This is a genomic window from Streptomyces sp. NPDC127197 (assembly GCF_042672405.1).
Taxonomy (GTDB): Bacteria; Actinomycetota; Actinomycetes; order Streptomycetales; family Streptomycetaceae; genus Streptomyces; species Streptomyces flavusporus.
Map to the genome: position 1 here is coordinate 129,833 of NZ_JBHXVG010000003.1, position 14,945 is coordinate 144,777.

At 71.4% G+C, this 14,945-nt stretch carries 11 protein-coding genes; all 11 read left to right on the plus strand.

The window, feature by feature from the left end:
- The first annotated feature begins 3 nt into the window (after nucleotides 1-3).
- From ACFVJQ_RS05735 to ACFVJQ_RS05785, 11 genes are read left to right on the plus strand one after another with little or no spacing between them, the layout of a single operon-like run.
- Entirely contained in the window at nucleotides 4-726 is a 723-nt protein-coding gene (locus ACFVJQ_RS05735) for a hypothetical protein (RefSeq protein ID WP_385781211.1), read from the plus strand.
- On the plus strand, nucleotides 719-1,456 hold the full coding sequence (locus ACFVJQ_RS05740) for a hypothetical protein (RefSeq protein WP_385781213.1): 738 nt from the start codon (nucleotides 719-721) through the stop codon (nucleotides 1,454-1,456). Before ACFVJQ_RS05735 ends, ACFVJQ_RS05740 begins: the two co-directional genes overlap by 8 nt.
- Nucleotides 1,457-1,502: 46 nt before the next feature.
- Nucleotides 1,503-2,360: a DUF4255 domain-containing protein gene (locus ACFVJQ_RS05745; RefSeq protein WP_385781216.1), complete on the plus strand. Its 858-nt coding sequence runs from the start codon at nucleotides 1,503-1,505 to the stop codon at nucleotides 2,358-2,360.
- Between the two features lie 33 nt (nucleotides 2,361-2,393).
- Entirely contained in the window at nucleotides 2,394-4,364 is a 1,971-nt protein-coding gene (locus tag ACFVJQ_RS05750) for an ATP-binding protein (protein ID WP_385781219.1), read from the plus strand.
- Nucleotides 4,355-4,633: a hypothetical protein gene (locus tag ACFVJQ_RS05755; RefSeq protein WP_385781222.1), complete on the plus strand. Its 279-nt coding sequence runs from the start codon at nucleotides 4,355-4,357 to the stop codon at nucleotides 4,631-4,633. The genes ACFVJQ_RS05750 and ACFVJQ_RS05755 overlap by 10 nt, the downstream gene beginning before the upstream one ends.
- Nucleotides 4,630-11,457 carry a DUF4157 domain-containing protein gene (locus ACFVJQ_RS05760; RefSeq protein WP_385781224.1) on the plus strand — a complete coding sequence of 2,276 codons (6,828 nt, stop codon included), beginning with the start codon at nucleotides 4,630-4,632 and terminating at the stop codon, nucleotides 11,455-11,457. Before ACFVJQ_RS05755 ends, ACFVJQ_RS05760 begins: the two co-directional genes overlap by 4 nt.
- A 40-nt stretch (nucleotides 11,458-11,497) precedes the next feature.
- Nucleotides 11,498-12,181, plus strand: coding sequence for a hypothetical protein (locus ACFVJQ_RS05765; protein ID WP_385513023.1), 684 nt, complete (start codon nucleotides 11,498-11,500; stop codon nucleotides 12,179-12,181).
- Nucleotides 12,178-12,864 carry a hypothetical protein gene (locus ACFVJQ_RS05770; protein ID WP_385513024.1) on the plus strand — a complete coding sequence of 229 codons (687 nt, stop codon included), beginning with the start codon at nucleotides 12,178-12,180 and terminating at the stop codon, nucleotides 12,862-12,864. The genes ACFVJQ_RS05765 and ACFVJQ_RS05770 overlap by 4 nt, the downstream gene beginning before the upstream one ends.
- Nucleotides 12,865-12,874: 10 nt before the next feature.
- Entirely contained in the window at nucleotides 12,875-13,243 is a 369-nt protein-coding gene (locus ACFVJQ_RS05775; RefSeq protein ID WP_385513025.1) for a hypothetical protein, read from the plus strand.
- The gene (locus tag ACFVJQ_RS05780) at nucleotides 13,236-14,375 is read left to right on the plus strand and encodes a hypothetical protein (protein WP_385781228.1); all 1,140 of its coding nucleotides are present in this window, start codon (nucleotides 13,236-13,238) and stop codon (nucleotides 14,373-14,375) included. The genes ACFVJQ_RS05775 and ACFVJQ_RS05780 overlap by 8 nt, the downstream gene beginning before the upstream one ends.
- 30 nt (nucleotides 14,376-14,405) lie before the next feature.
- The gene (locus tag ACFVJQ_RS05785; protein ID WP_385513027.1) at nucleotides 14,406-14,942 is read left to right on the plus strand and encodes a phage baseplate assembly protein V; all 537 of its coding nucleotides are present in this window, start codon (nucleotides 14,406-14,408) and stop codon (nucleotides 14,940-14,942) included.
- Nucleotides 14,943-14,945 lie beyond the last annotated feature (3 nt).

Consider the following 14,945-nt stretch of genomic DNA (forward strand, 5'->3'; position numbering starts at 1 on the left):
CTGATGGCTGGGGCGGCCGATCTGCTGGCCACCTGGGAGGCGGGACTCGCCGAGGCATCCGCCGGGCGCGCGCTGCTGCTGCACCGCACCGCGCGCCCGGACCTCGACGCCCGGGCGCTGCCCGCCCTTCCGGTGGGTGAGCGCGAGGCGGACCTGTTCGCACTGCGCCGGGCCCTGTTCGGCGAGCGCATGCAGGTGCGGCTCGACTGCGCGGAGTGCGGGGCGGACATGGAGTTCGACCTGGACGCCGGGGAGTTCGCCCGCTCGGTCGGAGTCCGCGGTGACACGGTCGTACGGGTCGCGCACGACGGCTGGGAGGTCGAGTTCCGGCTGCCCGGCGCCGGCGACCTGACCGCGGCGGCGCGGGACGTGGATCCGCGGGGGGCGCTGCTCGCGCGGTGCCTCGTCTCGGCGGTGCACGACGGGGCGGCGGTCACCGCCGACGCCCTCCCCGCACCCGTGCAGCGCCGGATCGCCGAGGCGGTCGAGGCCGCCGACCCGGGGGCCGACGTCACCCTCAACGTGGCCTGCCCCGAGTGCGGGCGGGCCACCCGGGCCGAGATGGACATCGCCTCGTACCTGTGGACCGAACTCGACTCCTGGGCGAGGGACCTGCTCCTCGACGTCCACCTGCTCGCCACCGCGTACGGCTGGAGCGAGCCGGAGATCCTGGCGCTCAGCCCGCTGCGGCGCCGCTACTACCTGGAGATGTGCGCCGATGTCTGAGTCCACGCCCGGCTCCGAGGTGCCCGACTTCCTCGACCGGCTGATCGCCCGGCACGCGCCGGCCTCGACCGGCCCGCGTCCGGATGTGGTGCGGGTACGGCCTCGGCCGCCCGGCCCGTTCGAACGGATCGAGGCGGTACGGGCGCGGAACGCGGGCGAGGACGCCGAGCCGGTGTGGCCCTCTTCGACGCCGTCCGCCGCACCCCGCCCGGACACCCCGCGTGCGGCTCCGGCCGCCCGGGCGGCACGGCTGCACACGGAACGGGAGCGGACCGTCGTACGCACCGAACGACCGCTCGCCGACCCGGCACAGCCCCCCGCGCCACCGGCCGTGGCCGAGGCGCTGCTGCTGCGCCCGGTGGCGCCGGTGGTGCCGGGCCCCCGACCGGTCCCGGGTGCCGGGCGGCGTACGCCGGGCCGCCCGGAGCGCGCCGTTCCGACCGCGGCGTCCGTACCCATCCCCCCGGGTACGGACGCCGCTTCCCCCGCCGCACCGGCCGCCCCACGGCCCAGGGCGGCGGACACGGCGGCGGCACGCGAGGCCGTACGGCAGGCCGCGGCCCGCCGGTCGGCGCGGGCGCCCGAGCAGGTGGTGCAGGTGCAGATCGGGCGGCTCGAGGTGACCGCGGCGCCGTCGCCGTCCGGCGGGCCGCGGCAGCGGACGCCCGGGACCGAGCGGCCGGGGGCGACGGTGAGCCTCGCGGAGTACCTGGCCCGGGGGCGTGAATGAGCGGCACAGGAAGCATCAGGACGACAGGGACCGAGGAACTCACGCCATGAGCAACGCACTTGCCATCGCCCATGTGACCCAGGCCCTCGCCCTGCTCATCGAGTCCAACATCGGACCCGAGATCGACATGGCGGTGAAGGTCGAACCGCGCAAGCCACCGGCCGACCCGTCCGTCGAGCAGCCCACCATCTCGGTCTTCCTCTACCAGGTCACGCCCAACACCTCACAGCGCAACAACGACCTGCCCACCCGCGCCGCCGACGGCACGCTGGTCAAACGGCCCGCCGCCGCACTCGACCTGCACTACCTGATCAGTGCCTACGGCGACGAGACGGAACTCGTCGGGCAGCGTCTGATCGGCTCCGTGGTGCGCACCCTGCACGAGACACCGATTCTGCCGAAGGACGTCATCGAACTCGCCGGTGAAAAGCCGTACTTGGCGGGCAGTGACCTCGCCGAGGCCGCACAACGGGTGCGGTTCACGCCGACCGTGATGGACATCGACGAGACGTCGAAGCTGTGGGGCATGCTCCACCAGACCCCGTACTCACTGTCGGTCGTCTACCAGGCGGCGCTGGTCTTCATCGACGGGCGTGAGACGCCGGTGCCGCGGAAGCCGGTCGAACGGACGGATGTGCGGGTGCTGCCGTTCGGGGCGCCGGGGGCGCCGGTCCCTCCCGGAGTGGAGCGGAGCAATGACGAGCCGTCAGGCCCGGTTCCCGCAAGGGAGGATGCGAAGAGCGAAGCACCGGCCGTTGCCAAGAAGGCGGCCGAGAAGCCTGTCGCCAAGAAGGCCGCGAAGGCCGTCGCCAAGACGTCGGCGCGCACCCGTAAGACGAGCCCTCGGTCGGCACGTCCGGGCCCACGGAACTCGGACGGCCCGGGCGAGAACACGGAGAAGTGACACGGGATGAGCGCGACGGGGGCAGGTGAGGACATGGGTGCACACGAGCCGGACACGGCCGGTGAGCGGGACAGCGGCGCGACGCTGCTCGCGGAGATCGGGCGCGTCCTGGCCCGCGTCGACGCCCACGCGGCACGCGCCGCCGAGCCGGACGCACAGCGGACGGAACCCGAGCCCGACGTCGACCCCGCTCCCGTACGACACCTCGCCGCATCCCTCGACGCCCTCATCGCCTGCTTCGGACTCACCCCGTTCGAACGCGACCTCGTCCTGCTCACCGCCGCCCAGGACCTGGACCCCACGACGGCCGCCCGGTGCGCCGCTGCGAGCGGTGACCCGGAGCGGGGGTACCCCACCTTCTCGCTCGCCCTGGCAGCCCTCGCCGAGCCGCACTGGAGCGCGCTCACCCCCGTCGCCCCGCTGCGGCGCTGGCGGATCGTCGAGCTCGACGACGAGTCCCGGCTGACCACCTCCCGGCTGCGGCTCGACGAACGCATCCTGCACTTCCTGCTGGGCTCGCCCTACCTGGACGCCCGGCTGCACGGCCGGCTGCGGCGCACCCCGGTGCCGGACCGGCTGCCACCCTCGTACGACCTGGCCGCGAACCGGGTCGCCGCGGGCTGGACGGCGGGCGCGACCCCTGATGCGCCCCTGCTGGTCGAGCTGACCGGCGGGGACCTGCGCAGCCGGGCCGACATCGCCGCCGCGGGGGCCGCCCGCTCCGGGCTCGGCCTCTACGCGATGAGCGCCGAGGACCTGCCCACCGACCCCGCCGAACGGGACCGGCTCGCCCGGCTCTGGCAGCGCGAGGCGATCCTGCTGCCTGCCGCGCTGCTCGTCGAGGTGGGCGAACTCGACCGCGACCAGCGGGCGGCGACCGAGGCGTTCCTGGCCCAGGCGGCCGTACCCATGGTGGTGTCGAGCGAGGACCCGCTGCGTTCCGACCGGCCGCACGGCGCCCGCGTGAGCGTGCCCCGGCTCGACGACGACGAACAACTGGCCCTGTGGGCGGACGCGTTCGCGGACATCGACCTGGATGACCTCGAACTCCGTTCGCTCGTGGCCCAGTTCCAGCTGCCGCCGCATGTCGTACGGTCCGCGGCCGCCACCATACGCCGTGACCTGCCCGTTGAGGACGAGTTGGACCCGGCCCGACTCGCCTGGCGGGCCGGGCTGGCCGAGGCCCGGATCGGCATGGACGAGCTGGGCCGGCGCATCGAACCGCAGGCCGGCTGGGACGACCTGGTGCTGCACGAGCGGCAGGTCGGCGTGCTCCGCGAGATCGTCGCCCATGTACGGCAGCGGCCGACCGTCCACCAGGAGTGGGGCTTCGCCGGCACGCTGCGCCGCGGACTCGGCGTGACCGCGCTGTTCGCGGGCGGCTCCGGTACCGGCAAGACGCTGGCCGCCGAGGTCATGGCGAAGGAACTCGGCCTCGACCTCTTCGTCGTCGACCTCTCCCAGGTGGTCAGCAAGTACATCGGCGAGACCGAGAAGAACCTCCGCCGCGTCTTCGACGCCGCCGAGCGCGGCGGCGCGCTGCTTCTCTTCGACGAGGCCGACGCGCTGTTCGGCAAGCGCAGCGAGGTCAAGGACAGCCACGACCGGTACGCCAACCTCGAGGTCAGCTATCTGCTCATGCGGATGGAGGCCTACCGCGGCCTCGCCATCCTCACCACCAACATGAAGAAGGCCCTCGACACCGCCTTCCTGCGCCGCATCCGCTTCGTCGTCGACTTCCCCTTCCCGGCCGAACACGAACGCGCCGAGATCTGGCGCCGCGTCCTGCCGTCGCAGGCCCCGGTCAAGGACATCGACTGCGATCTGCTCGCCCAGCTCACCGTCGCGGGCGGCTCGATCCGCAACATCGCTCTGTCCGGCGCGTTCCTGGCGGCCGAGGAGGGCGACCGGCTGCAGATGCGGCACATGCTCGCGGCGGCCCGCACCGAGTACCTGAAGCTCGAGCGGTCCCTGACGCCGACGGAGGTGCGCGGATGGGTGTGACCCCGCGTGAGATCCGAGTGGACGTGGGCGAACTGGCCCTCAGCGGCTTCCAGGTGGACCCGGAGCGGGTCTCGGCCGCGTTCGAGCGTGAGCTCACCCGCCTGATCCGCACCTACGGCGTACCGCTGGCGACGGACGGCCCGCTGACCGTGGACGCCCTGTCCGGACTGCCGCCCCTGCCCGCCGGTCTGTCCGCACGGCGGCTCGGGCAGGAGCTGGCGCGCGCCGTGCACGAAGGGCTCAGCGGCCATGGGGAGGTGACCCGGTGAGCAACACGCAGAGCCAGGAAGCCCGTTCCGAGCAGGCGGCCGAACAGCGCCGCCGCAAGCGCAGGGAGCGTGCCGCCAAGTCCCGTACGCCGGAACCGAAGGACATCGTCAGCGGCGCGGGCCAGCCCCTCGACCCCGGCGTCCGGCGGGAGCTGGAGGAGCGGCTCGGCCACGACCTCGGACGTGTACGGTTGCACACCGGCCGCGACGCCGGACAGCTGACGGAGCTGCTCGGCGCGGACGCGGTCGCGGTCGGCCAGGACATCTTCTTCCGCGAGGGCGCCTTCCGGCCTGGAACGGCGGACGGCCGGCGCCTGCTCGCCCACGAGCTCCTGCACACCATCCAGAACCCGCACGGCCTGGGCACGTTGCGCGTCGGCCGTGACCTCGGCGCGGTGAGCCTGCCGCATCAGCGGATCGAGCGGGAGGCGGAGGGGGCGGCCCAGGATCTCGTACGGGACGAGGAGTCCGCTCCGGAGATCGAGCCGGGGCAGGCCACGCCGGGATGGCTGCGGTATGCGACCGTGAACGCCGATCGGCGCCGCATGGAGGAGGTGGACCCGGCGACCCTGGTCGACCGCGTCGCGAACGGAGTCCTGCGCTCCCTGCGCGGCGACCCGGAGGACCGGTCGGGCCGGGTCCGGCTCCAGCTGGCACGGCTGGCACCGCAGGTGCAGGACCTCGTCCTCGACCGGCTGGAGACACGGCTGCCCGCGCCCGTACTCGACCGGGTGCTGGACCTCGTCGAGGAGGCGGAACAGGCGGGGCCGCTGCCGCTGGATGCGGCGGCGGCGCCCTCGGCCGTGCCCGGGGCGGCGGACGAGGTCGCCGAGGAGCGCCGGCGCGACGAGACCGCCGGGGAACGCCCGGACGCGCGCGAGCGGCCGGAGGGCGCCGAAAGCGGGCCGGAAGCCGGCGGGGAGGGCGAGCAGGAGAAGCCCGGTGAGGGAGCAGCCGGCGACGGGAAGGGGAGCACGTCCCCCGAAGAAGCCGCTGCGCAGGACAAGGAGGAGGCCGGGGCACGGGAGCAGGACCGGTCGGAGTCCGGGCAGGAGGACAAGGACACCGCTGCCCGCGAGGACCAGAACGCTTCCGCGCAGGACGAGCAGCAGAAGGCCGAGGACGACGGCGCGCAGCAGGACGAGGCGAAGAAGGACGCCGCCGCCGAGGAGGAGCGGGAAGAGGCCGGAAGCCAGGAGGAGGCCCCGCAGGAGCCGGAGCGGCAGGCGGGCGAGCAGCAGACGCGCCAGGACGAGGGCCCGGCGGTCGCCGCGAACACCGCGGCCGCCCCGTCGCCCGTCGACCGGAGCGGCGCCGAGCCCGGCGAGAAGCCCCGGACCGGCGGCGACACCGGTCCGATCCGCTCGGCGGGCGATCCGGAGAACGAACAGGGCACGGACGACGAGCCGTTGGGGCTGGACTCGGAGCCCGCGGACCAGGAGCCGGGCGCCGACGAGGACACGCCCGCGGCCCGCGGCAACGAGCCCGTCCCCGACATCGACCTCGTCGGCTACACGGAGGCGGCGAAGAACCCGGGCGTCGTCGAGGAGCGGAAGAAGGGCAACGCCTCCCGGCCTTCCCCTCCGTCCACGGATGCCGGACCGGCGCCGGAAGAGGTGGCGGACGCGTCTCCCTCACCGCAGCACGCTCCCGCACGTTCTGGGACGGACGACGAGCCCCGGGGACTCACCGACCAGGACCTGTTCACCGGCGCGTCCGCAGAGCAGGACCTCGGGCCGGACGGAGCCGGCGGGGCGACCGGCACCGGGGCCGATGCGCCCGGGCTCACCACGACGGCCTCGGCGGACTCCGCCGGAGGCATCGGCGACAAGACGCAGGCGGAGCAGCGTGCGGAGGACGCCGAGGCCCGCCGACGGGACGCGGAGGCCCGCACCGCCGATGGTGCGGGAGCCGGCGCGACCCCGCCGCCCGGTGAGCCGACCGGGTCCGAGCGACTCGCCAAGGCGGACGAGGACGCCCGTACCCAGGACGCCGGTTCGTCCCAGGCGTCCGGTAAGCCGGCGGACGGCGGCGGCCAGGCCGAAGGCAGCGCGAAGCAGGGATCGCAGTCGGCGGGCGCCCCGGCGAAGAGCGAGACGGAGCCGAGCGCCGGAGCGGACAAGGGGGCCGGGAAGCCGGCAGGCAAGGGCGAGGACACGGCGGGTGGTGGCGGCAGCGACACCGGCACTGGCAGTGGCACCGGCACCGACCAGGGCAGCACTCCCGACACCAAGCCGACCCCGACCCCCGACGACCAGGGCGTCACCGAGGGCAACGGCCACGCCACCTCCCCCGGACCGGAGACCGGCCCGGACAAGGTCTCCACACCGGGGCCCGGCTCCGCTCCGCAACTGGCGCCGGGTAACGGCCCCTCACCCCTGTCCGCCTCGGAGGCGAAGACCAACATCCCCAAGGCGTCCGGCACTTCGGGTTCCGGCGGCGGTGGATCCGCCGCCCGGTCCAAGCCGTCGGGCAGCAAACGGCAGACCGCACGGCAGGCCGCCCGCAACGCCCGCCGTGGTGGAGGCGGCGGTGGCCGCTCGACCTCCGCTCCCGCACCGGCGCGGGGCGGCGGCGGACGCGCAGGCGCATCCGCCCCGGCGAAGCCCAAGAAGGAAGCCGCCGCACCGGACGTCTCGAACGCCACGCCCGAGGCGGGACTCGCGACGGCCGCAGGCCTGAAGCCGCATCAGATGCTGGACACGCTCAAGGGCGTGAACGGCGCGGTCGGCCGTTCGGTCGACAAGGAACGTACGGCACTGCGCAAGGCGCCGCCGAAGGAGCAGCGCCCGTCCGGCTCCCCGCGGACGGTACCGGGCGGTCCGACGCCGGCGGCCCCGGGCACGTACACCAACGCCAAGGTGGCCCGTACCGAGGCCGCACCGGGCAAAACGCCCGAGATCACCGGCGAGCAGAAACCGGAAGGCGAGGTACCGGGCGCGAACGTGCCCGAGCCGAGCTGGTGGGACATCGCCGTCACCATCGGCGCGCAGCTCTTCGGCAAGCTCCTGAAGGAGATCCTGCCCCTCGACGACCTGATCGACTCGATCCTCGGGCTCCCCACCAAGGACGAGGGACTGCAGAACGCCAAGGTGGGCGACGCGCCGCGGCTGCCGCTCGAGAACGACTCCGATCCGCAGCGCACCGACGAACAGGGCCAGAAGCTCGACGAGCGGAAGGCGGAACTGCACCGCTCCGGCCGGGAGGACGCGGCCCGCCCGATGGGCGAGGACCAGATCTACCCGGACGTGCCCAAGGAGACCCTGACCGGCAAGGTGCCCGGCGGCAACGGCAAGAACGCCAAGGGTGCCGGGCGCACGATGTCCGGCGGCGGGGTGCCGATCGAGTCCGCGTCCGCCGTGGCCGAGCACGACCGCGGTCCGCAGATCCAGGCCGGCTTCGCCGAGGGCCGGCAGAGGATGACGCAGGAGCGCAGGGCCAAGGACGACAAGGCCCAGGCGGACCGGCAGAAGCACGACCAGGACCTGAAGCGCGAGGTCGACAGAAGCAGCAGGCAGCAGGCCGACGCCCGGGACAAGGGCCGCTCCGACATCGCCGACTCCCGCGACAGGTGGCGCAAGGAGCAGGACGACAAGACCGCGGAGATCGACGGCAAGAAGGGCAGGAAGTACGACGAGGTCCGCAAGGACATCAAGGAGAAGGAGGAGCAGACCGACAAGGACGTCGACAAGCGGACCCAGGACGACAACAAGAAGATCACCGACGAGCAGACCAACGCCGAGAAGGAGGCCGAGAAGAAGCAGGAGGAGGGCAAGGACGACGCCGACAACTGGCTCGAAGAAGCCATCGAAAAGCTGAAGCAGTTCTTCGAGGAGCTCAAGAACGCCATCAAGAGCGTCTTCGAGAAGGCGCGGCAGATCGTCACCGACCTCATCGACAAGTTCAAGCAGCAGGTCTTCAAGCTCATCGACGACGCCCGCAACTGGGTGATCGACAAGATCAACAAGTTCGCGGACGCGCTGATCGCCCTCGGTGACGAACTCCTCGCCGACTACCCGGCGATGCGCGACAAGTGGCGCAACACCATCGACGGTGCGCGCGACTGGGCCGTGGAGAAGGTCAACCAGATCGCGGACGGCCTCAAGGAGATCGCGGGGAAGCTGCTCGACGGCCTGTGCGGGGCGCTGCTCGCGGGGCTCGACGTCCTGGAGACCGGGATGCTGGCGGCCGTCGAGGTCGCCGAGACCGCCACCGTCGGTGCGCTGGAGTTCGGCGCCGCCGTGGTGGAGGGCCTCGGTGAATGGGCCGCCATCTTCAACGACATCGTCTCCGACCCCGGCGACTGGATCAGCAAGGCGGGGGCCGCCGCGGACACCGGTGCCAGGGAGCACCTCTTCAACGAGGTCACCAGCGCGGTGAAGGCCTGGTTCAACCAGAAGGTCCAGGAGATCATCGGCATCCCGATGGAGGACTTCCAGGAGCTGGTCTCCGGCGGGGTGACGGTCGAGCAGATGGCTCAGATGGCGTGGGACGAGGCGCTGCCCCAACTCCCGGTCATCATCGGTGTGCTGGTCGTGGAGAAGGTCGTCGCGAAGCTGATCCCCGGGGCCGGCTGGGTCATGGCGATCATCGACGCCCTGAAGACGGCGTGGGGCGCGCTGAGCGAGATCCTCGCCGCCTTCGGCCTGTTCATGGACTTCCTGAAGTCGGTCAAGAGCGGCAATGGCGCCCTGCCCTTCGCGAAGGCGGTGGCGGCCGGTGTCGTCGCCCTGCTCGAGCTGATCTACGAGTTCCTGATCGAGGGCGTCGGGAGGTTCATGGGCAAAGTGGCCGACAAGCTCGGCGACATGCTGAAGAACCTCCGCAAGAAGAAGGACAAGCCGGACGGCTCCGACGCACCGCCCACGCAGCCGAACGCTCCGGGCAAGCCCAAGGACCAGGACCCCGCGCCCACGACCAACGACCGGTCGCCGGCTCCGGACCGCCCGACCGACCGCCCGTCCGGCCGCGACGACGGCCGCCCGACGCCGCGCAAGCCCTCCACGGACAACAAGTCCCGCCCACCGACGAGGCCACGCCCCGGCAAGCGCTCCTCCCCTCAGAAGAAGTCGCGCCCCTCGCACACCACCCGCCCGAAGAAGCGCCGCGACGACGAGCGGCGCCGCGAGGAGGGCCGCGAGGTCAACGCTGCGCGGAAGCGGATGCGGGACGCGGAGCAGCGCACGCGCACCGACAAGGACGACGGCCCCGACGCCCCGTCGCGCCGCGGCCCGGCCCGCGACACACTCCGTCCCGACCGACGGCGCCCTGGCGACCGCCAGGACGACCGCGACCGCAACCGCGACCCCAGGAGCATCCGTCCCGACGAGCGTCGGCGCACGGCGGACGACCGTCGCCGGGACGACGACCGGGCGACCGACCGCCGCCGCGACACCGACAGGGACCGCCGACCTGGAGACCGCACCCGCCGTCGCGTCCGCCGCGCCCGCCAGACCGTCAAGTCGGCTGTCAACCGCGCTCGCCGCGCGGTCGGCAAGCTGTTCGGAAAGGCTCGTCGCAAGATCGGCGGCCGCCTCAACGACCGGCTGCGTCGTCTGCGGGACCAGTGGCGGCGTCGGCAGGAGCGGACGCGAGACCGGGACAGGCGCCGGACGTCGGACCGGGGCAGGCAGCGGGAGCCGGAGGGCAGGAAGGACTATGACCTGCCGCGCGTGAGATTCAGGACCATGGACGGCGAGCCGCACACGCTCCTGTTCAAGGGCAAGGGCAAGAGCGCCGACCTCGCGACGCGCAGCAGGTTGCAGGACATCCAGGAGTATTTCGACGGCTGGCGTGAGGAGATCGCCGAACTGAAGGATTCGGGCCCGGCGCTCTGGGCCAGGCAGGACCAGGCTCTCAGGGCCTCGGTGGCTCAGCACGAGGTGGTCGAACGCGGGCAGGACGCTCTGCCTGCGAGCCGCAGTCCTTATGGCATCAGCAGCAAGCCCCTGGGTAACTCAGCCTTCCAGCTCCAGATGGAGAATCTCAAGGCACAGATGGAGTACCTGGCCGAGCTTCTCGAGCAGCGACAGTCGGCCGAGGGGGAGCCGCCGTTGCCGCCCACTGTTCTGCCGCCCTTTGCTGACGGCCCGCTCGCCTACAGCTTCAAGGCTTCGTACATCAAGAAGTCGACGCCCGCCGGAACAGAGGCCGAGAACCGGACCGGCGCCCTTCCCGAAGGCTGGAACGCCGTGCCGACCGCGAATGACGAGCGGAAGAACAACTGGGTGCGCATGCATATGCTCCCAGCAAGGCTCGGCGGTCATGCCTCCACGTCCAACCTCGTCCCCGCCCGCAAGATCAACAACAATGAAGCGGCCAACGAGGTGGAGCATCCGGCCGCACGTGCGCTGGGGCACGTGGTCAAGGGAATCGGTCCGACGGGAAAGCCGGAGAAGATGATCTGGTACGACGTGGACATCTCGTACTGGCCGACTCATGCGGGATTCCCGAAGAATGTGAACGTGACCTGGGGTGGTTACCGGGTCGAGGATCACCAGTGGGTTCGCGACAGGAACGCCAAGGGCAGCTGGCCAGGGAAGTTCGACCCGCCGGGAAAGCCCTCCACGATCAACATCAACACGGCGGCCGCCCCCGTCATCAGGGCGGCAACCGGTATCAGTCCGCACTTTGCGGAGGCCATCGTGAAGATTCGGGAAACAGGAGTGGTCTTCCACAAACTCTCGGAACTCACGCGCGCACTGCAGGCGAGGCTGGACCTCGGTGGAGCAAGTGGAGCGGCATCCGGGGGCATCAACGAAAACCGCAGTGCGGCCATCCAGCAGCTGAAGGATGCCAAGCACATGCTGCGGTATCAAGACTGAATCATGCCTGTCTGACGCACGGCTTGGGAATCGAGGAGAAATGGCAGATCTGACACCCTACGAACGCAGTTGGGTCAGCGTGCTCGGCGAGCTGCGAGACTGTGCTGCGATTCAGGTGTCCCGGGCCGAGCACGGGCCTGTGAGTCAGGTTTTCGGTGACGCTCCGACAGAGTTCGCCAATCTGGAGGAATTCGAGGGAATCTCCCTGGACCCGGCCCTGCAGAGGTGCTACTTCCGTTTCGTCTCGATCGCCGCCGCCTGGGAGGTCGTCGAATCGGAGTTCTCCATCGCCGGTGAATTCGATGTCGCGCACATCTCCGATGTGCTGAGCGGGGATCCTCCTGAACTGGGCTGGCCCAATCCCACCCCTGCTGAACGTGAGCTGCTTTCCCAGTTGCGGGGTTTTGACGGAACCACGATGACCGGAGTCGGCCATCTCACCGCGCTGCGCATCCAACCCGGTGTCCGCAGCCCCGAGTTGTGGTTCGACGTCGGCCCACTCGGTGTGCACCAGATGGATCTCGACTACTGCTCGTATCTGGATGCCCTGCGTGTGACAAAGGGAACCTTCGGCTGGCAGTACCTCTTCACGGAGGTGTCCTTGACCCAAGAGGACTACGTGGGCACCGCTCGGAGGCTGACGGGAATGCTCGATCTCTTCCCCCGTCTCTTCCCCGCCCACGACTACACGGACCTGCAGACCCGCCTCCGGGAGCGCACGTGACCCGCTACGCCGACATCCCCAAACCGATCCGCTCCGGCATCGTCGTCGTCAACCCTGACACCGGCACTCCGCAGCGCATCATCGTGCTGCAGTTCAACCCGGACACGCTCGAGCGCAGCGTGAGCCCCCAGTCGGCCGGCGACAGCGGCGATGCCGGAGGCGGCGGCACCGGCAGCGGGGACCGGAACGAGGCGTTGCGGCTCAAGGGTCCCGCCCAGGAGACCTGGAAGTTCACCGCGGAGATCGACGCCACCGACCAGTTCGAGATCGCCGCGCCCGACGGGATCCACCCGCAGCTGGCCACGCTGGAAATGCTCGTGCAGCCGACCACCGCCCAGCTGCGCGCGGCGAGCCGACTGGCACAGAAAGGCACCATCGAGATCAGTCCGATCGAGATGCCGCTGACTCTTTTCACATGGGGGAGCAAGCGGGTGATGCCCGTGCGGTTGACCGAGTTGTCCGTCAATGAGTCCGCGTTCGACGTGAACCTCAACCCCATCCGGGCCTCGCTGAGTATCGGGATGAAGATCCTGACCATCAGCGACCTGCCCGCCGGACACCGTGGAGCCGACCTCTACATGGCGCACCTCGCGCAGAAGGAGCGCCTCGCGGCCGCTGCTCGGGGCGGGAGCATCGGCGCTCTCGGGCTCACCGGCACCGGCGCGCTGAGCGGAAGGGGCTGACCGCACCACCATGGCCGACATCGAACCCTACGAGAACGCCCTCGATGCCATACCGGGCGTGCACCCCTATCCACGCACCAGTCGCTACCACGACGCCGAGATCGGCGTCCACCGCCTGCCCGACGGGACCGAGGTCCGGTACGCCAAGCGCCGGTTGCTGCCGCCGTTCGACCAGGAACAGGACACGCAGCCGCACACCGTCGCCACAGGCGACCGCCCTGATCTGCTCGCGCAGCACTACTTCGGCGACCCCGCCCAGTGGTGGCAGATCGCCGACGCCAACCCCGTTCTCGACCCACGGGAGCTGACCGGCGAGGCAGGCCGGATCATCGACGTACCGGCGGCCGGTGGCTTCCCCCGGGGAGACCGCCGTGTTTGATCTGCCCGTGGGCCAAGGGCCCGTCCACATCACTCTCCACATGGGGCCGAAGCTCACCAAACCCGTCCCCGCCGGGGTCACCGAGGCCCTGCTGTCCGCCCAAATCACCGCCACCGCCGGTGAGCGCAGCGGCTTCCAGCTGGCCTTCGACCTCACCAAGAACGGCCTCATCAGCCGCCGGCTGCTGCCCGAGGGCTTCTTCGACCCGAAGACCCGCCTCATCGTCACCGTCACCGTCCGGGGCACCGCCGGTGTGCTGTTCGACGGCCTGGTCGTACGGCACGAGGTCGGCGCCAGCAACCAGCCCGGCCACTCCACCCTCACCGTCACCGGCGAGGACCTCACCCTCCTCATGGACCTGGAGGAGCGGACCGCCCGCTACCCCAACCTGCGGCCCTCCGAGCGGGTGCTGGCCATCCTGCGCCGCTACTCCGACTACGGCATCCGCCCCGACGTCTACACGGAGACGGTGGCCCAGCCGCCGCACCAGGACCTCCGCGTGCACTACCAGACCGGCACCGACCTGCAGTACGTCACCGAGCTCGCCCGCGCCAACGGCTACACCTTCTACCTGGAGCCAGGACCCAACCCCGGTCAGTCCTCCGCCCGTTGGGGGCCGGAGGTCCGCCTCGGCATCCGCCAGCACGCCCTCAACGTCAACATGGACGCCAACTCCACCGTCGACCAGCTGACCTTCGCCTACGACGGCACCGCCCGCGAGGAGCCGCAGGCCCGCTGGCAGGACCCGGACACCCGGCTGTCCACCCTTCTCCCGCAGCCGCCGATCAGCCCGCTGCGCCCGCCCCTCGGCAAGCGGCCCACCCCGGCCCTCAAGCGCCGCACCCTGTCCGGCACCGCCAAGCAGCAACGCGGGCAGGCCGAGGCCGAGCTGCTCGCCCGGGCCGCGATCTCCGCCGACGTCGTCTCCGGTTCCGGCTCCCTCGACGTCAACCGGCACGGCTACATCCTCCAGCCGCGCCAGCTCGTCGGCGTACGCGGCGCGGGACGGGCGTACGACGGCGACTACTACGTCAAGTCCGTGACGCACAACCTGCGCCCGGGCTCGTTCCAGCAGAACTTCACCCTCTCCCGCGAGGGCCTGGAAGCCCGCAGCACCCACGTCCGGCCGTAACCACCCAGAGACCAGCAGGAGCAGTCCCCCATGGCGGCACCCAGCAATCGCTACCTCGGCAAGTACCGCGGCCGGGTCGTCGACAACGACGACCCGCTGCGCATCGGCCGTATCACCGTCGAGGTCCCGGACGTCCTCGGCGGCGAGCCGTCGACGTGGGCGCTGCCCTGCCTGCCGTTCACCGGACCCGAGTCGGGACAGTTCGTCGTACCGCCGCCCGGCACCGGCGTGTGGGTGGAGTTCGAGCAGGGCGACCCGAGCTTCCCGGTGTGGACGGGGTGCTGGTGGGGTGCCGCCGAGGAACTGCCGCCCGACGCGCGCCGCGAGCTCCGGGCGAACGCGGCGAACAAGCCGGTCGTCGTCCAGACGCCCCTGGCGCACAAGCTCGTCATGAGCGACACGCCCGGCACCGACGAGGGGATCCTGCTCCAGGCCAAGGGCGGCGCGTACATCCGTATCACCGAGGAAGCCGTGGTCGTCGCGACCGGTGCGGGCGCCGAGATCGTGCTGCGCGGCCGTGAAGTGACCATCAATGAGGGCCAGTTGACCGTGCTCTCGAAGCGATAGAAG

What these genes read in the sequence shown, in the direction of transcription:
- ACFVJQ_RS05755 (WP_385781222.1), top strand. Translation starts at nt 4,355, where the DNA reads ATGGGTGTGACCCCGCGTGAGATCCGAGTGGACGTGGGCGAACTGGCC.
- ACFVJQ_RS05765 (WP_385513023.1), top strand. Translation starts at nt 11,498, where the DNA reads ATGGCAGATCTGACACCCTACGAACGCAGTTGGGTCAGCGTGCTCGGC.
- ACFVJQ_RS05735 (WP_385781211.1), top strand. Translation starts at nt 4, where the DNA reads ATGGCTGGGGCGGCCGATCTGCTGGCCACCTGGGAGGCGGGACTCGCC.
- ACFVJQ_RS05775 (WP_385513025.1), top strand. Translation starts at nt 12,875, where the DNA reads ATGGCCGACATCGAACCCTACGAGAACGCCCTCGATGCCATACCGGGC.
- ACFVJQ_RS05745 (WP_385781216.1), top strand. Translation starts at nt 1,503, where the DNA reads ATGAGCAACGCACTTGCCATCGCCCATGTGACCCAGGCCCTCGCCCTG.
- ACFVJQ_RS05750 (WP_385781219.1), top strand. Translation starts at nt 2,394, where the DNA reads ATGGGTGCACACGAGCCGGACACGGCCGGTGAGCGGGACAGCGGCGCG.
- ACFVJQ_RS05785 (WP_385513027.1), top strand. Translation starts at nt 14,406, where the DNA reads ATGGCGGCACCCAGCAATCGCTACCTCGGCAAGTACCGCGGCCGGGTC.
- ACFVJQ_RS05740 (WP_385781213.1), top strand. Translation starts at nt 719, where the DNA reads ATGTCTGAGTCCACGCCCGGCTCCGAGGTGCCCGACTTCCTCGACCGG.